At 36.9% G+C, this 16,572-nt stretch carries 14 protein-coding genes and 2 pseudogenes; 15 read left to right on the top strand and 1 reads right to left on the bottom strand.

Annotation, left to right across the window (positions count from 1 at the left end; all coding sequences use genetic code 11):
- The first annotated feature begins 48 nt into the window (after positions 1-48).
- The gene (locus ABDZ53_RS06705; protein ID WP_343754881.1) at positions 49-591 is read left to right on the top strand and encodes a methylated-DNA--[protein]-cysteine S-methyltransferase; all 543 of its coding nucleotides are present in this window, start codon (positions 49-51) and stop codon (positions 589-591) included.
- Positions 592-683: 92 nt separating this feature from the next.
- On the opposite strand, the gene ABDZ53_RS06700 is transcribed toward ABDZ53_RS06705, so the two are convergent.
- A complete protein-coding gene (locus tag ABDZ53_RS06700; RefSeq protein ID WP_343754879.1) occupies positions 684-887 on the bottom strand; it encodes a hypothetical protein in 204 nt (67 codons plus the stop codon).
- Between the two features lie 207 nt (positions 888-1,094).
- Here ABDZ53_RS06700 and ABDZ53_RS06695 point away from each other — a divergent pair, with 207 nt between their 5' ends.
- The 14 genes and pseudogenes from ABDZ53_RS06695 to ABDZ53_RS06630 all read left to right on the top strand — a co-directional run.
- Positions 1,095-1,937, top strand: a complete 843-nt coding sequence (locus ABDZ53_RS06695; RefSeq protein ID WP_343754877.1) for a Gfo/Idh/MocA family protein — start codon at positions 1,095-1,097, stop codon at positions 1,935-1,937.
- A gap of 228 nt (positions 1,938-2,165) precedes the next feature.
- The gene (locus ABDZ53_RS06690; protein WP_343754876.1) at positions 2,166-2,996 is read left to right on the top strand and encodes an exodeoxyribonuclease III; all 831 of its coding nucleotides are present in this window, start codon (positions 2,166-2,168) and stop codon (positions 2,994-2,996) included.
- Between the two features lie 451 nt (positions 2,997-3,447).
- The gene (locus tag ABDZ53_RS06685; RefSeq protein WP_343754875.1) at positions 3,448-4,443 is read left to right on the top strand and encodes a tRNA dihydrouridine synthase; all 996 of its coding nucleotides are present in this window, start codon (positions 3,448-3,450) and stop codon (positions 4,441-4,443) included.
- 97 nt (positions 4,444-4,540) lie between these two features.
- The gene (locus ABDZ53_RS06680) at positions 4,541-5,332 is read left to right on the top strand and encodes a helix-turn-helix domain-containing protein (protein ID WP_343754873.1); all 792 of its coding nucleotides are present in this window, start codon (positions 4,541-4,543) and stop codon (positions 5,330-5,332) included.
- 231 nt (positions 5,333-5,563) lie between these two features.
- Positions 5,564-7,306, top strand: a complete 1,743-nt coding sequence (locus ABDZ53_RS06675; RefSeq protein WP_343754871.1) for an ABC transporter ATP-binding protein — start codon at positions 5,564-5,566, stop codon at positions 7,304-7,306.
- Positions 7,296-9,086, top strand: a complete 1,791-nt coding sequence (locus ABDZ53_RS06670) for an ABC transporter ATP-binding protein (protein ID WP_343754869.1) — start codon at positions 7,296-7,298, stop codon at positions 9,084-9,086. The genes ABDZ53_RS06675 and ABDZ53_RS06670 overlap by 11 nt, the downstream gene beginning before the upstream one ends.
- Positions 9,087-9,468: 382 nt before the next feature.
- Complete coding sequence (locus ABDZ53_RS06665; protein WP_343754867.1) at positions 9,469-10,824, top strand: YjiH family protein; 1,356 nt, start codon at positions 9,469-9,471, stop codon at positions 10,822-10,824.
- Between the two features lie 150 nt (positions 10,825-10,974).
- Positions 10,975-11,940 (top strand): annotated as a pseudogene (locus ABDZ53_RS06660) (glycosyltransferase family 2 protein).
- Positions 11,941-11,973: 33 nt separating this feature from the next.
- The gene (locus ABDZ53_RS06655) at positions 11,974-12,900 is read left to right on the top strand and encodes a PilZ domain-containing protein (protein WP_343754865.1); all 927 of its coding nucleotides are present in this window, start codon (positions 11,974-11,976) and stop codon (positions 12,898-12,900) included.
- Positions 12,891-13,199 (top strand): PilZ domain-containing protein, encoded by a 309-nt coding sequence (locus tag ABDZ53_RS06650; protein ID WP_343754863.1) that lies wholly within the window; start codon positions 12,891-12,893, stop codon positions 13,197-13,199. Before ABDZ53_RS06655 ends, ABDZ53_RS06650 begins: the two co-directional genes overlap by 10 nt.
- Before the next feature lie 153 nt (positions 13,200-13,352).
- Positions 13,353-14,294 (top strand): GGDEF domain-containing protein, encoded by a 942-nt coding sequence (locus ABDZ53_RS06645; RefSeq protein WP_343754859.1) that lies wholly within the window; start codon positions 13,353-13,355, stop codon positions 14,292-14,294.
- A 75-nt stretch (positions 14,295-14,369) separates the two neighbouring features.
- A pseudogene (locus tag ABDZ53_RS06640) lies at positions 14,370-14,977 on the top strand (CadD family cadmium resistance transporter).
- A 218-nt stretch (positions 14,978-15,195) separates the two neighbouring features.
- Positions 15,196-15,396, top strand: a complete 201-nt coding sequence (locus ABDZ53_RS06635) for a cold-shock protein (RefSeq protein WP_343754854.1) — start codon at positions 15,196-15,198, stop codon at positions 15,394-15,396.
- Positions 15,397-15,557: 161 nt separating this feature from the next.
- Positions 15,558-16,572: IS91 family transposase (locus ABDZ53_RS06630; protein WP_343754852.1), on the top strand; the 1,015-nt coding region annotated here is incomplete at its 3' end.

Below are 16,572 nucleotides of genomic sequence, written 5' to 3'. Positions count from 1 at the left end.
ATAATTTTTTATAAGAAGTTTCAATAACCGCAAGGGTTAAACCTGGATATTCAACTGCAAAACTTGAGTTATAACTCGCCCTTAGGAAAGCTACTTTTAGTCGCAAATGACCATAGTCTCATTGGCTTATGGTATGAAAAACAAATGTACAAAGAAAAAATGATGCCTAAAGAGATGAAAGAAACGGATAATCATCCGATACTCAAAACAGCTACATATTGGTTGGATGATTATTTCGCAGGAGAAAAGAGTGATAGCTCAAACTTACCCCTTAATCCAGAAGGGGGATCCTTCAGAAAATTGGTGTGGAGTATTATATCTGAAATTCCTTATGGAAAAGTCCAAACCTATGGTGAAATTGCAAAAGAGGTTGCTAAAAGACTAGGAAAAGAGACCATGTCTGCGCAGGCTGTAGGTGGGGCAGTCGGGCATAACCCTTTATGTATTATCATTCCATGCCATCGAGTCGTTGGTTCTAACGGAAGCTTAACCGGCTATTCCGGGGGGATTGATAAGAAAATAATACTACTCGAACACGAAGGAGTCGAGCTTTCCAAATACATCATTCCCCAAACAGGAACAAGAAAGTAAAAGGTACTAAGGAAATATAATAGGACTTTTCATTCATTGAGTAAATGTTTTCCATGAACAGCCATTAATTAATAGGCATCTGTATTAAATACCTATGAGTTTGAACTGTCTTTTTTGACACTATTATAAAAAACTTTAATAAAGGTAAAAACTATAAAGGTAATGGCTATAATTCCTAGAGATATAAGTATATTTTCTATGACTACGGCAATGAATAAACCTCTACCTGCTAAAAAGACTAGTATAGAAACGATTAAAACTCTAAAAATCTTATGTAATCGGTTATCTGATTTCATAGACCTGTCACCTCCTCAAGAGGAATATATCATAGAAAGATTATCACATCAATTTCTATTTGCTTATAGATAGCGTATGTTGTCTTTGAAGCAAATCAAATAATGTCAAAAAATAGTGATAATCTACTGTATTGAATATCTTTTTGTTTAGATAAACATTATAAATGAGACTATGGATTGTAATTTTAATTAAGTGGAGGATATGAAATGAATAAATTTGGGTGGGCTTACATTGGAGCTGGGGGCATCGCTCACGGAACAGCCAGTGAATTAGTGCAAACGGAAGATAATAAAATTGTCGCGGTATGGAATAGAACACGCTCAAAAGCAGAGGATTTTGTGAAGAAATACGGGGGAGTCGTTTATGACACACCTGAAGAAGCGATTAAGGCAGCAGGTGTGGAGGGTGTTTACGTCAATGTCAATGGAGATCAGCATTCTTATTTCACCAGACTAGCCCTAGAGCTTAAAAAAACAGTGCTTTGGGAGAAACCTTTTACCTTTAATGCTAAAGAAACAGAAGAGATTTTTGATTTCGCCAAAGAACAAAATGTGTATGTATCCGAAGCGATGTGGACCTGGCATAATGAAACAGCATTGAAAGTCAAAGAATGGATTCAGTCAGGCAAAATCGGTGATATTGTCTCTGTAGACAGCGCTTTTGCCGTACCGTTATTAGACCACACAGACAATCCTCGATTGACTAAAAGAGACATGTTGGGCGGGGCATTAATGGATTTAGGTGTGTATAATATCAGATATTGTTATGAACTCTTCGGTATGCCGGAATCCATAAAGTGTGATGCGGTGATGTATGAAGTCGATCATGAAGAAGACATTGTTTTTACCTATCCAGATTTTAAAGCACGGATGCATGTGTCGATGATTCGTGATAACGGCCATTATTTTGAAATAAAAGGAACCAAAGGCTCTATATCTGTTCCACATTTTTATGCAGCAAAGAAAGCGATACTGAAAACAGATGAGTTTGAAGAAGTGTTTGAACTCGATGTGTTACTGTATGGTGAGCAATTTTCTAAATGTAGCTAAAGAAATCCGTGCAGGTAAGAAAGGAAGGAGAAAAGATTTCAGCCCAAAGTACCATAGAGGTCATGTCCTTATTGGATGAATGCCGTCGTCAAATGGGCTTGGTATACCCACAGGAAGAAAATGAAAACAGTAAGTAACATCTAATCAGACAAAAACAGTTTCGATTCACTGTTATTAATGGTAATCTTGTAGGTAGAGAAAACTTATAAGACACAAAGGAGAATGACAGTGAGATTTATTTCATGGAATATTGACTCATTAAATGCCGCTTTAACCAGTGATTCAGCTCGTGCCTTATTAACACGGGATACACTGGATACGGTCAGATCTTATGATGCCGATGTTATTGCGATTCAAGAAACAAAATTACCCCGAACGGGTCCATCCAAAAAACATATGGATAGTTTAAATGAAAAGTTTCCAGATTATGAAGTTGTTTGGAGATTATCAGAAGAACCGGCCAGAAAAAGTTATTCTGGGACCATGTTTTTATATAAAAGCCACTTAAATCCTATTGTCACGTTTCCGGAAATCGATGCGCCAGACACGATGGATTCTGAGGGACGTATCATAACGCTTGAATTTGACGATTTTTACTTAACTCAAGTCTACACACCGAATGCCGGTTCAGGTCTGGTTCGATTAGAAAAAAGACAAGAATGGGATAAGAAATATGCGGATTATTTATCTTCTCTAGATGAAAAGAAACCCGTTATTGCAACAGGAGACTTTAATGTGGCGCATAAAGAAATTGACTTGGCTAATCCTAACAGCAATCGCCTGTCAGCCGGTTTTACCGATGAAGAGCGTGAAGGGTTTACTCAGTTGCTGGATAGAGGCTTTACTGATACATTCCGTTATCTTCATGGGGATGTTACAGGAATTTACTCTTGGTGGAATCAGCGAGCTAGAACAAGTAAAGTAAACAATTCAGGATGGAGAATTGATTACTGGTTAGTGAGTGACCGCTTAGCGGATAAAGTATTGAAATCTGAAATGATTGATTCTGGACCTCGTCAAGATCATACCCCTCTACTGTTTGAAATTGACTTAACTTAATATATTCTTATAAAGACTTCCTTAAGTTTGATGAGGCCACTGAAAAAGTCCGATTTTCCCGAAAATGAAAATCCTATAAAAACTCATTCCCAAAAAAGAGTTAATTTTAGCTGATAAAGTGGTGGGAACTATGCTTATTATCAATGGTTTCACCTACGAAAGTGGGAGAAAGAATTTTCCGGATTTTCAAATTCAAATTTTTAGTCACTTTTTCAGTGGCCTCAAGTTTGATTAGGAAGTCTTTTATTGTTATGGCTTTTAAGGGTTAGTGAATAAATAATGTCGTTTGTTAAGCAAGTGTTGACAAAACAAAGAGATTCTATAAAATAGATAAAGTTGAATAGTTAGTAAAACTTACTATTAAGAAGTTCAGTATGATAAAATATGTTCTGGTACCAAGAACTTATATAAATAATTCAATGACACCTGACTATTGAAAGGATTTTTAATTATGAAAGAAAACTTTTGGAAGGAATTACCTAAACCATTTTTCATCTTAGCTCCGATGGAAGATGTAACAGATGTTGTATTCAGACATGTGATAAGCGAAGCAGGCAGACCGGATGTGTTTTTCACTGAGTTTACGAACACAGTGAGTTATTGTCATCCTGATGGACGAGACAGTGTGAGAGGACGACTAACCTTTACAGCAGATGAACAGCCCATTGTAGCTCATATATGGGGAGACGAACCTAAGTATTTTCGTGAAATGAGCATTGGAATGGCTGAAGAAGGCTTTAAAGGAATAGATATCAACATGGGATGTCCCGTACACAATGTAGCGGCTAAAGGAAAAGGGAGCGGCTTAATTCGTCGGCCAGAAGTTGCAGCAGAAATCATTGAGGCAGCAAAAGCTGGCGGTTTACCTGTTAGTGTCAAAACGCGATTAGGTTACGTTGAGTTAGATGAGTGGCGTGAATGGCTGACTCATTTACTTAAACAAGATATAGTCAATTTGTCCATTCATTTACGTACACGAGCAGAAATGAGTAAGTTTGATGCTCATTGGGAACTTATTCCAGAAATTGTAAAGTTGAGGGATGAAATTGCTCCAGAAACACTGCTGACTATAAATGGAGACATTCCTGATAGAAAAACAGGAATGGAACTAGTAGAAAAATATGGAGTGGATGGCATCATGATAGGACGTGGTGTGTTCACTAATCCATTCGCATTTGAAAAAGAAGCCAGAGAACACACAAGTGAAGAGATGCTCGGCTTGCTCCGAATGCATTTGGATTTGTTTGATCAGTACTCTGTAGCAGATGGGCGATCATTTAAACCGCTCAGAAGATTTTTCAAAATTTATATCCGTGATATGCGAGGAGCAGCTGATTTAAGAAATAAACTGATGGATACTGAAACCACTGATGAAGTACGAGTGTTACTCGACGAATTTGAAGCCAATCACCTTATGGCTGAAAGAGAAGATAAAGTATCTGTTTAAAAAGAAATAAAGCTAAAAAAAGACTTGGCTGACCGCTTGATATGCTCCCCCTAAAGTAGACACTGTAAAAAGTAAAACTACTTTAGGGGGAGTTTTTATGCGTTCAAACAGTAAACATACCATTGAAGAACTTGAAAGGTACATTGAAATGTATTTAAGTAATAGGAAAAGTTATAAGGAATTATGTGATGATTACGGGCTGATACTGAGTGAATCGGTCTTTGGCCAAAAAGTCTTGAGATATCAGGCCAACGGTCTTAAAGGTATTCAGTCAAGGTTGAAAAACAACCATTATACTAAAGACTTTAAAAAGACTGTAATTAATGAACACATTATTGAAGGCATTCCTATCAAACAATTAGCTCGTAAATATAATATTCCTGCTCATTCAACTGTCAGCAACTGGATAATGAAGTATACTAAAGGGGAAGAAATTAGGAGTTATACTCCAAAACCCGAGGTGTATACGATGAAAGGTCAGAAAAAATCACAAGAAGAAAAGATTGAGATTGTCAAAGCTTGTTTAGCCAATCGTTTGTCTTATAAAGATACGGCTGAAAAATATCAAGTGTCTTACAATAACGTCTATTCATGGGTGCAAAAGTACCAAAAACATGGTCCTGACGGACTCATTGATGGACGCGGACGTGGAAAGCCGGACACCATTCAGACTACTGAAGAGAAATTGCGCGCGGAAATGGCGGCTTTAAAAGCTCGTAATGAATACTTGGAAACGGAGAACGCTGCCTTAAAAAAGTTGGACGAAGTGGAAAGAGAGTTGATGTCACGCAAACGAGGTATGAAGCGGAATACCAAACGATCAAGAAACTACAAAAGGAATTTTAAAGCAAAGGATGGATTGAATAGTCCATTTGATAGACGAGTTTAAAGCCATCCTATCTACCGTATACCCAAGTTTATTTTGTATATGAAATTATTTTTTGCTCTTCATAGTAAAGAAATGACTAGTAGAGAAAAACTCAATATATAAAGTTTAAATAGAAAAACAAAAAGCACAAAATCTTCCTTGACTTACTTGTTTGAAGTGCTAAAATTTAATAATGCTTATTGACCACTGTCTGTGCAGTGGTTTTGTTTTTTTATAGAAGGAGGTTCTTCAGTGTTATATGTATGGAGTTATGTTAGAAAACATAATAAATTACTGGCTTTAAACTTATTTGGAGCAATATGTTTTGTTTTAGTGAATCTAGGTCTACCCACTATACTGGCACAAATTATAGACGATGTATTGGTCAGCCAAGATACTCAGCGTCTTTATTTTCTAATTTCTTTAATGGGAATTTTAATCGTGTTCGGTTTGTTAGGAAACATCGTATTAACTTATGCGTCCAGTCGCCTGACTAATGAAACGACCAAAGACATGCGAAATGATTTATACGACAAAATAAATGAATTTTCGCATGAAGAATATGAAAAAATCGGGGTATCATCGGCTGTGACACGCATAACGAACGATGCCTTTGTCATTCTCCAGTTTGTAGAAATGGTTCTGCGAATCGGATTTTATACACCCCTCATGTTTATCGGAAGTATTATCTTGATTATTTCAACGAATCCTTCCTTGTCGTGGATTCTCCTGACTGCTTTCCCCATGATTCTAGTTGTGATTTACTGGATTGCAAAAACATCGGGTCCTTTATCCCATAGAATGCAAAAACTATTAGATCGGTTAAATACCTATTCTCGAGAAAATTTGACAGGCTTACGGGTAATTCGCGCATTTGCGCGAGAAAAATATCAGGAAGACAAATTCGCTACTGTAAATGGGGACTATATGAATACAGCCCAGTCTTTACATAAGCTTATGGGCTCTGCGATGCCATTATTTAATCACATAATGATTCTGGTTGTTTCGCTTATCTTTGTCTTTGCTCTCGAACCGATCAACTCAGGTACTATGCAAGTGGGCACATTAGTTGCTTTTGTCGAGTATGCTTTCCATGCTCTGTTTTCAGTCTTAATGTTTTCGCAAATATTTATGATGTATCCGCGTGCCAATGTTTCTGCAAAACGACTTAAAGAAATACACGATATGCCGATTTCTATTACAAGTAAACCAGGTGCCATAAAAGAGACACGCACTCATGGCTATATTGAGTTTGATGAAGTTTCTTTTGCTTATCCAGGAGAAACTGAAAATCCAGTCCTTTATAATATTAATTTCAAAGCAAAACCTGGAGAAATTATTGCATTCATTGGAAGTACAGGGAGTGGAAAATCAACCCTTGTTCAGTTAATTCCTCGGTTCTTTGATGTGACTTTTGGGAAGATTATCATTGATGGCGTAGATGTGAGAGATTATGACTTAGATGCCCTAAGAAGTAAAATAGGGTTTATATCCCAACGGGCTCTTCTTTTTACTGGGACGATTGGGAAAAATCTTCGGTTTGGGAAAGATGATGCGACTGATGATGAATTAACTAGCGCATCAGATGTGGCTCAAGCCCGAGATTTTATTGAACGGATGAACAAAAAGTATCATTCCTATTTAAGTGAAGGTGGCAGTAATTTATCCGGCGGACAAAAACAACGTCTGTCGATTACCCGAGCCATCGTCAAGCAACCAGACATTTATATTTTCGATGATAGTTTTTCAGCGTTAGATTATAAAACAGATGCTGAAGTCAGACGTCGGCTGAGTGAAATAACAAAGGAATCAACTGTTATTATAGTTGCTCAGCGTATTTCGAGCATTAGAAATGCTGATCAAATCATTGTCCTTGAAGAAGGAGAAATAAAAGGCCGTGGCACGCATGATGAATTGATGGCTACTAATGACATCTACCAAGCGATTGCGGCATCCCAATTAAAAGAAGAACAGGGGGATCTTAATGATTATTAAAACACCTAATAGAAATGGCTCTATCATTGAAAGCTTTAAGTTAATTTGGCCTTACTTTGAAAACTATAGAGGGCGTTTACTATTTTCATTATTCCTTGTTTCTCTTCAAGTTATAACCAATGTACTGGAGCCCTTTATCTTTGGTCTCATTATTACTGAGATAGCATCGAATGTGTTGGATATGATAAATGGTGTACCAGGAGCAGGATTAAATTACTCCTATATTTATACTGTTGTTGCCATTTATTTCATTCGAGGGCTTGTCAATCAAGTATCAGGGTTTGGCTCAAACTATTATATGACTGAAGCTGTACAGAACATGACCTTTGATTTGCGTAAAGACATTACTTCAAAAATGAATCGCCTTCCAGTATCTTATTTTGATGGCCATCAGTTTGGGAACATATTAAACAGAATTACCAATGATGTAGATACAATCTCCAATGCTTTTCAGGTATCTTTACTTCAAGTCTTTAATGCTGTGTTGCAATTGATTTTTGTTATCATCATGATGCTTTGGATACAATGGCAGTTTGCATTAGTGATGGTGGTGGTTATCCCCCTTTCAGGTGCAATTGCTAAAATCATTATGAATAAATCCCAGGAGCATTTTAAAGAACAAGCCGATGTTCTTGGAAGAATGAACGGATTTGTGCAGGAAAACCTAACAGGATTCAGTGAAATAAAATTATACGGGAGAGAATATCAGTCAAGCGAAGAATTTCGTACGATAACAGAAAGACTGAATCAAGTTGGATTCAAAGCCAGCTTCATTTCGGGCTTAATACGTCCTCTCATTACGTTTGTGGCTCATGCCGCGTATATGGTTATTGCTTTATTCGGTGGGTTACTCACCTTAGCTGGGCGTTTGACTATAGGTAACTTACAGGCTTTTACTCAATATGTCTGGCAGATTAATCAACCCATGCAAATGCTCTCTCAATTGTCGGGTTTAATTCAAAGTGCCTCTTCTTCTATTAGCCGTGTATTTGAGTTATTGGATGAAGAAGACGAAGTTCAAGAATACAGTGCACACTTTGAAGGGACTGTCACAGGAGAAGTATCGTTTGATCAGGTCTCTTTCAGTTATAATCCAGATCAACCTTTAATTCAACACTTTGATATAGACGTAAGTCAGGGTGAAACTATCGCTATAGTGGGGCCAACGGGAGCAGGGAAGACGACTCTGATTAATCTGCTAATGCGTTTTTACGATGTAGACAAAGGAAAGATTACAGTGGATGGCAAAGATATTCGTTCTCTTTCTCGGCAGGAGTACCGTTCTCAGTTTGGGATGGTTTTACAAGACACTTGGTTGTTTGAAGGATCGATTAAAGAGAATTTGCGTTTTGGAAATTTAGAGGCCACTGATCAAGACATTATTGATGCGGCAAAAGTGGCGAATGTCGATCACTATATCCGAACTCTTCCTGGTGGCTATGATAGTGTGATGAATCAGGAATCATCTAATATATCTCAAGGACAAAAACAACTGTTAACGATAGCGCGTGCTCTCCTTTCAGATCCTAAAATACTGATTTTAGATGAAGCAACCAGTTCTGTTGATACACGTTTAGAAATTCTCATTCAAAAAGCGATGGATCGCTTAATGGAAGGGCGAACCAGTTTTGTCATAGCTCATCGACTGTCTACTATTCAAGATGCCGATCGTATATTAGTTATGGATAACGGAATGATAGTCGAACAGGGGAATCATAGAGAATTGTTGAAAAAAGAAGGATTTTATAGCCAATTGTATCAAAGTCAGTTCAGTGATTAGATAGAGAGTCACTGAGAATAAATAAGTGATGGCTAGCATCATTAAAATGAAAAATTCACGCACAGGATTTACGTTTATGTAGATCCTGTGTTTTTTTGTATACAATTAATATTAAATGAATGATGAAGATGTTTTTTAAATAGCTGGTTTATCTTTCACCTGTTATCTCAGTCATATAGTTTAGGGCATAAGAGTGAGTATTCTAGAAGGAGTCGTATCTTCAGAAAATGTATATAGAGCATGGTATATATGCCCGTTTTAAAACATAAAAAGATTATTTATACATTATTAATTAATTAAAAGAATAAAATAGGTATATTCGTCTTGTGTTATCTTCTTAGATATGCTAATCTAATAAAGTTGAAAAATAGGAGGCAATGAAATGACGGAAAAATTAAAATTTATTATTCTTTCAATCATAGGGTTCGTGTTTTTTCTTGTACCCTTTACTATAAATGGGGAAAGCAGTATTATGATTTCCCATATAACCAACTTTATAACGACTCATATTCTGGATGGATTCATACTCTTTACTGAAGTATCAGCCTGGATTGTTTTAATAGCTACCATTCTTTTTCTGTTCTACACTTCCAGCAGTAAATTTTTAAATAAAACGTTTAAAACGACACCTATAAATGTCGTATTAAGAATTCTAGGTTCTTTTTTATATTTAATGGTCCTCAATGGATGGTTTGAGCAAACTCGTTTGGGACAAATTGTAATAAGTCCGGATACTGGGGGATTGATGGCAGGAGGAACGGGTCTTCTGACCACTTTATATATTACTTTTTTCATCGGGATCCTGGCCTTGCCCTTACTGACTCACTTTGGAATTGTTGAATTCATAGGCATTATTCTAGGTCCCTTAATGGAAAAAGTCTTTAAAGTTCCAGGTTATTCTACAATTGATGCGATAGCTTCATTTGTTGGAGATGGAACGATTGGAATTGTCGTTACAGATAACCAATACCAAAGAGGTTATTATAACAAAAGGGAAGCCTACATTATTGCATCTAGTTTCTCGGTAGTAGGTATTGCATTTGCAGCTGCTGTGGCTGAGGAATTACAATTCGGACAAATCTTTCCTATTTTTTATGGCAGTATTTTGTTTGTTACGTTAATTCTGGCATTCATTACTGCTCGCTTGCCATTGAAAAAGTTTCCTCCCACTTATTATGAAAATAAATCACCTAAAAAAGCTGTAAAACCAAAAGGCAAGTTAACGATTGCCTTCGCCTATGAGTCAGCTATTGAACAAGCCGGTTCAGTTAAAATTTTGGAAGCTTTAAGAGAAGCGGTAGTGAATATTGTCAATATCTATGTCGGATTTCTGCCCATTATCATGGCAGTAGGAACTATTTCTTTAATCATAGCTGAATACACTGTATTTTTTGATTTCTTAAGTGCTCCCTTGGTTTATGTCTATGATTTCTTAGGTTATACAAGAGAAGTCGCTCAACTAATGGCTCCTGCATCTATTGCTGGCTTTGCAGATATGTATTTACCTGCTCTGTTTATAACGGAATCTCCATCGGAAGCTTCTCGCTTTTTTATAGGCGTGCTCGCATTTACTCAATTGGTTTTTATGTCAGAAACCGGTATGGTGCTTGTAAAATCCAAAATTGGATTCAATATGTGGGACGTGACCAAACTTTTCTTATTCCGAACCGTTCTGTCTATTCCTATTCTGATGGTTTTGACCTATTTCTTACAATTTGTGGGCATTCTCACTTTTTAACGAGAAGAATTCAAATTAAACCCTATAAAGCAGTGTGTGAAAGAATCTTCACCACTCTCTATAGGGGTTTTAACTATATTTGAAGGAGTGGTAATGATAAAATAGAGTAGATACCATTTAACTGAGGATGTAAAGAAAAGAGGACTTGCTATGAACCCATCACAATTGGCTTATCTTATCATCGTATCCAGTACTTTGTTTGTCTGTTATTTATTTGGACTGAAACGCCCATTTCTTCGGAAACTAACCATTAGTCTATTTTTAGTTTTACAAGTAGTCTACTTACTTTGGCGATTGGTGTATACGCTACCGACAATGGGCTGGATGAGTCTGTTTGCCGGGCTCGCTTTACTCTTAACAGAATGGGCAGGCTTTTTTCAAAACAGTGTGACAAGTCTCTTATTTTGGAAAAAGAGTAAAAGACAATCTGTTCCGTTAAGTGCTTTAAAGGAATACCCAGAAGTGGATGTCTTTATTGCGACTTATAACGAATCGGTAGACTTATTGCGTCGAACCATTGTGGCAACTCAATTAATGGATTACCCAAAAGAGAAAATGACCATTTTCGTTTGTGATGACGGAAGAAGAGAAGACGTGAGGCGGTTATGTGAGGAACTGAATGTTGAGCACATGACTCGTCCCGACAATAAGCTTGCGAAGGCAGGCAATTTAAATCATGCTATTTCTCATTCAAGTGGAGAAATCATTGTGACAATGGATGCCGATATGGTTCCCCGCTCACATTTACTAAAAGAAACCCTAGGTTATTTTGCAGATGAGAAAACGGGATTTGTTCAAGCCCCTCAAGCTTTTTATAATGAAGATTCTTTTCAATATAATCTATTTGCCGGAGATAGAATTAACAATTAACAGGATTTTTTCATGAGGCTTATTGAAGAAGCTAAAGATCGCTTCAATGCAACGATGTATATCGGAAGTAACGCCTTGTTCAGACGACAAACGTTGGAAGAAATTGGCGGTTTTGCAACAGGCGTCATTACAGAAGATATGGCAACCGGCATGTTAATACAGGCAAATGGATGGGAAACAGTATTTGTTAACAAGGTGCTGGCAGTCGGATTAGTTCCAGAAACATACAGAAATTTGCTGAAATAACGAGATCGGTGGGGGAGAGGCAATGTACAAGTCATGCGGAAATATAATCCTTTAAAATTAAAAGGATTGAATGGGATTCAAAAGTTATTGTATCTAGATGGGGTACATTACTGGTTTTTTGGACTGTACAAATTGATATTTCTACTGGCTCCCATCCTTTACTTAGTTTTTGGAGTGTTCGTTTTACAAGCTCAATTGGAGGACTTACTATTTTTCTGGTTTCCTGCTTTTTTATCCTCTCAAGTCTTTGCTCACCTTATATCTGGGAAAAAAAGAACAGTCTTATGGAGTCATATATATGATATTGCCTTAGCTCCATCTATGGCTTGGGCGATGATTTCAGAGTTATTTTTCAAGAAAGAGTTTAAATTTAATGTCACTCGGAAGGGAGTCTATACAAACTCACGCTATTTTCTATGGAAGTCCAGTTGGTTCCATATTCTGCTCATTCTATTATCTGTCATCGGTATCTTTAGAGGTGTCTTGGCTTTTATAAGACCAGATATCATTGGCTTAGAAGTAAACAGTCTGTATATAAACCTGTTCTGGATGGGTTTCAATTTAGTGGGACTGGTTATCGTTCTTCTGATCTTTTTTGAGCGTCCACGTTATAGAATGGCTGAACGATATGGCTTTACTTTCGATGCCCAAGTAATCGGTGATTCTAAACTCCCTGCCACGGTTCTTGATATTAGTGAAAAAGGAGCCCGAATTGCTTTAGACCCATCCTTATTTTCAAATAAAAACCAGGAATCATTTTATTTAGAATTATTTGATGAAACGCTGATTGAATGTGAACCAAGATGGGTAAATGAAACATCTAACGGCAAAGTAGAAATCGGCGTCCGTTTTATGGACCTTTCAATTGCAGGCTATAAAAAAATCATTGAGAACATTTATGCTGATCCAGATAGTGCTATAGGGGAAAAAGATTATTACAAGCGGGACTTATGCGTGTAGTCGCAAACTTTATCCGCAGTTCTAAAAAAATACCTCTTTCTCAGAGACGTTTATTAATTCGTGATAAAATTCAGGTAGATGGAATAATCGAACACAATCGTTTAAATTATTCTGCTTCAATAGTAGACATCCATGAAAGTGGAGCACAGATTAAAACAAAAACGCGTTTGAATAAAGGAGAGAGTATAAAAATAGAAGTCCCCTCTGAAAACTTGATAAATAGAAAAGGTGAAATTAGATGGACCAACAGTCGATTAGGAACAACCATAGCAGGTGTGAAATTTATGGACGAGGCGTAAACCAAGGAGGATATCCGTGTTAAATGATTTAATTATTAACGGAGCTTATTAATTTCGCTTATTTTTATTTATATTAATGTGAGGAGAGAGTTACTTCACTCCAACCCAACAGCTTTTATACTATATCTCTATGACGGATTATCTGGCGGGCTAATGGGGTATTTCTTAATGAACTTCTCCATCGTTTTAGATCAGGGAACACGGATAGATTTTAGGTACATTCCTATCATACTCATTTTTCTTTTCATAAATGATAAGGCCGCCATTGTCAGTGCAGTATTAATAGCGGCCGCTCGATTTATAATCGGTGTGTCGCTGACATCTTACTTATCTGTTTTTGTATTAACTGTTTTAGTAATTGGTTTATACGTCATAAAGCACGCAACCCGAAAACATGAATCGATGTACTTAAAAGGAAGCATTATGGTTATATATGCAACAACACTCTATACGATTTTCTTTATACAAGTAACGTCAATAACCGTTGAGCTTGTGACGCTTCTTATTTTCTTCTGGATTGTAGCTATGGCAGGCGGATTGTTTGCACTGTTTATCATGAACTACCTAAGAACGGCAGAATTACTACTTAGAAAATATGAAGCCGAATCCACCATTGATTATTTGACAGGACTAAGTAATGTGAGAAAGTTTTATCAAATGCTAGACTATTATACGAAAAAATATAAAACGAAAAAAACACCCTTAGCTATTGGCATGATAGATATTGATTTCTTTAAACGTGTCAACGATAAACATGGTCATGACGCAGGTGATATTGTGCTAATGGAAGTTGCAAGAATACTGGAAGAAACAATAGATGATGAGACTTTTGTATTCAGAAAAGGGGGAGAAGAGTTTACAGCAATCTTTCCGAATGCTCCTCTAGAGGATGTGCTTTATTCACTGGAAAGATGTCGACTAGCCGTACAGCATCATGGCTTTAAAATCGATGAGCTTAAAGAGCTGAACTTGACTATTTCTATTGGTATTTGTCATTACTCGGAAACAGCATCATCTGTGGATGAGCTCATGACGAATGCGGATGAGAAATTATATAAAGCTAAAGAAACCGGGCGAAACAGACTCGTCTTTTAAATGAGAGAAAGAGGGAAGAGATGTTAGTATTATTAAAAAGTGAAAGATTCCAGGTATCTTTTGATGGAGGATCTTATGATTAGAACGATTGTATCAGCGGCTGGAGTGTTTGTATCCACGAGTATTGATTATTTATTTATTTTAATTATTCTGTTTGCTCAAAAAAATTATGGCACACAGAAAGGACAAATTTATACAGGGCAATTCTTAGGAACAGGTATACTAGTAGGTGCTAGTTTAGTAGCTGTCTATTTTGTCAATTTTTTACCGGAACAATGGATGATCGGACTTCTTGGATTCATTCCTATTTATTTAGGTATTCGTTTTGCAATCATTGGAGAAGAAGACGAAGAGGAAGAAGAAATTATCCATAAGCTAGAAGAGAGAGGGTCTAATCGTTTGTTTTGGACTGTTACTTTACTAACCATTGCATCAGGTGGAGATAACCTGAGTATTTATATTCCATATTTTTTCTTCTGATACATATTGTTTTAGAGTTACTTGTTTTTACAGTGAGTATCATAGTGTTATGAGAGCTCAGTGAACGCCTATCGTCTATCCCGAGTGTTTCAGAAACGATTGAAAAATATGAACATATTATAATCCCGCTTGTATTTATTCCATTAGGTCTATACATACTGATTGAAAATGGAACACTTCACTACTTTTTGAGTCTGCTCTGATATATAAAGTTTTGGGAGCAAAATATCTAGCAATGGTCATAAAATAGTCACAAAATCTGTATTTATTTAAAAAGGGCTTGTATTTTCATTTCTACGTGGTATACTTCTATTAACATGTTGTAAGAGATTACTGAACGAGGTATATAGTATATTCCGAATCGGCTTTCTGGCAATAATGTAAATAAAATGTGCAAAAAGCACGAGGAGGATATTTAATTATGGAACAAGGTACAGTAAAATGGTTTAACGCAGAAAAAGGTTTTGGATTTATCGAGCGTGAAGGTGGAGACGACGTATTCGTACACTTCTCAGCTATTCAATCTGAAGGATTCAAATCTTTAGACGAAGGACAAGCAGTTACTTTCGACATCGAAGAAGGAAACCGTGGACCACAAGCAGCAAACGTAGAAAAAGCTTAATAACCTTTAACTATAAACAAAACAAGATCTTGGATATTTATCCTTGGTCTTGTTTTTTTTTTCGTATAGGAAAGTATAAGATTTTAATGTGGATAAGAGTTGACGTGACAAGGATAGTTTGGGTACAGTGAAACTATATTAAACGGTAAAGGTTTGATTATATGAAAGATAAACTTCGTATTCATATGGATCAACTAAAAGCAATCTTCCTTGATAATCACAATTGGGAAAGATTCAAAAAGAAACATAAGAAAAAGATTCGGCCAATCGTTATTAGAGAGGTAGAAAAGTTTTTGCACTGTGGCGATTTATTGAATGGTTTTCGCGTGTTTAAGTGCGAAGCTTGTCCTAACGTGCAGAGATTCCCTATTCGATGCAAGGGAAAGTTTTGTCCAACCTGTGCGGTTGGTGAAGCACAAAAGTGGGCAGAGGTTCAAGCAAACGATATGTATCACACCATGCATAGACATGTCATCCTAACAATAGATGAAGGGTTGCGTCCGATTTTCGCGCATCATCAGTATCGAGAAACTTTGTTAAAGGGATTGATGGATGAAGCCGCTAAGGTTGTCACAAACTGTTTTCGTAAACAAGAAGCTGGAGCTATCGTCGCTTTGCATACCTTCGGATCAAAGTTAGAATTCAATCCGCATGTCCATCTTTTAGTAACGATGGGTGGCATTACAAAAGATGGGAAATGGGAAGAGTATAATTTTTTACCCTTTGTAAAATTACGCAAGGTTTGGCAGACAGTGGTTTTAAAATTGATTCGACGCACATTGTCGCAACGAGCGAAAGCGAAAGTGCAACCCTTGCTTCAAGCTGCCTTCAAAAATAATCCGGACGGATTCTACATCCATGCGCCAAATCAAAGTCGAACAGATGTAAAAGCTACTCTAAGCTACATTGGTCGGTATATGAAGCGAGGACCAATCGCCTTACATCGCATAAAAATGTATGATGGAGAGCTTGTGGCCTTTGCTTATCAAGATAAGCGTGATGGCGAGTGGAAGATAGAAGAACTTTCTGTAGAGGATTTTATTGGACGATTGATTCGTCATATTCCCGATGACCAATTTAAAATGATTCGTCACTATGGCATCTATTCTCGTCGAACAAAGAAGGTCATGAAAAAAGTTGTTGAACATTTCCAAAAAGAGATAAAACGATTATTGA

It is taken from the genome of Alkalibacterium iburiense (genome assembly GCF_039521845.1).
GTDB lineage: Bacteria > Bacillota > Bacilli > Lactobacillales > Carnobacteriaceae_A > Alkalibacterium > Alkalibacterium iburiense.
Note: the sequence above shows the minus strand (reverse complement) of the source record. Positions and strands in the feature narration are given on the sequence as shown.

What these genes read in the sequence shown, in the direction of transcription:
- ABDZ53_RS06700 (WP_343754879.1), bottom strand. Translation starts at nt 887, where the DNA reads ATGAAATCAGATAACCGATTACATAAGATTTTTAGAGTTTTAATCGTT.
- ABDZ53_RS06695 (WP_343754877.1), top strand. Translation starts at nt 1,095, where the DNA reads ATGAATAAATTTGGGTGGGCTTACATTGGAGCTGGGGGCATCGCTCAC.
- ABDZ53_RS06685 (WP_343754875.1), top strand. Translation starts at nt 3,448, where the DNA reads ATGAAAGAAAACTTTTGGAAGGAATTACCTAAACCATTTTTCATCTTA.
- ABDZ53_RS06680 (WP_343754873.1), top strand. Translation starts at nt 4,541, where the DNA reads ATGCGTTCAAACAGTAAACATACCATTGAAGAACTTGAAAGGTACATT.
- ABDZ53_RS06670 (WP_343754869.1), top strand. Translation starts at nt 7,296, where the DNA reads ATGATTATTAAAACACCTAATAGAAATGGCTCTATCATTGAAAGCTTT.
- ABDZ53_RS06665 (WP_343754867.1), top strand. Translation starts at nt 9,469, where the DNA reads ATGACGGAAAAATTAAAATTTATTATTCTTTCAATCATAGGGTTCGTG.
- ABDZ53_RS06655 (WP_343754865.1), top strand. Translation starts at nt 11,974, where the DNA reads ATGCGGAAATATAATCCTTTAAAATTAAAAGGATTGAATGGGATTCAA.
- ABDZ53_RS06650 (WP_343754863.1), top strand. Translation starts at nt 12,891, where the DNA reads ATGCGTGTAGTCGCAAACTTTATCCGCAGTTCTAAAAAAATACCTCTT.
- ABDZ53_RS06645 (WP_343754859.1), top strand. Translation starts at nt 13,353, where the DNA reads ATGGGGTATTTCTTAATGAACTTCTCCATCGTTTTAGATCAGGGAACA.
- ABDZ53_RS06635 (WP_343754854.1), top strand. Translation starts at nt 15,196, where the DNA reads ATGGAACAAGGTACAGTAAAATGGTTTAACGCAGAAAAAGGTTTTGGA.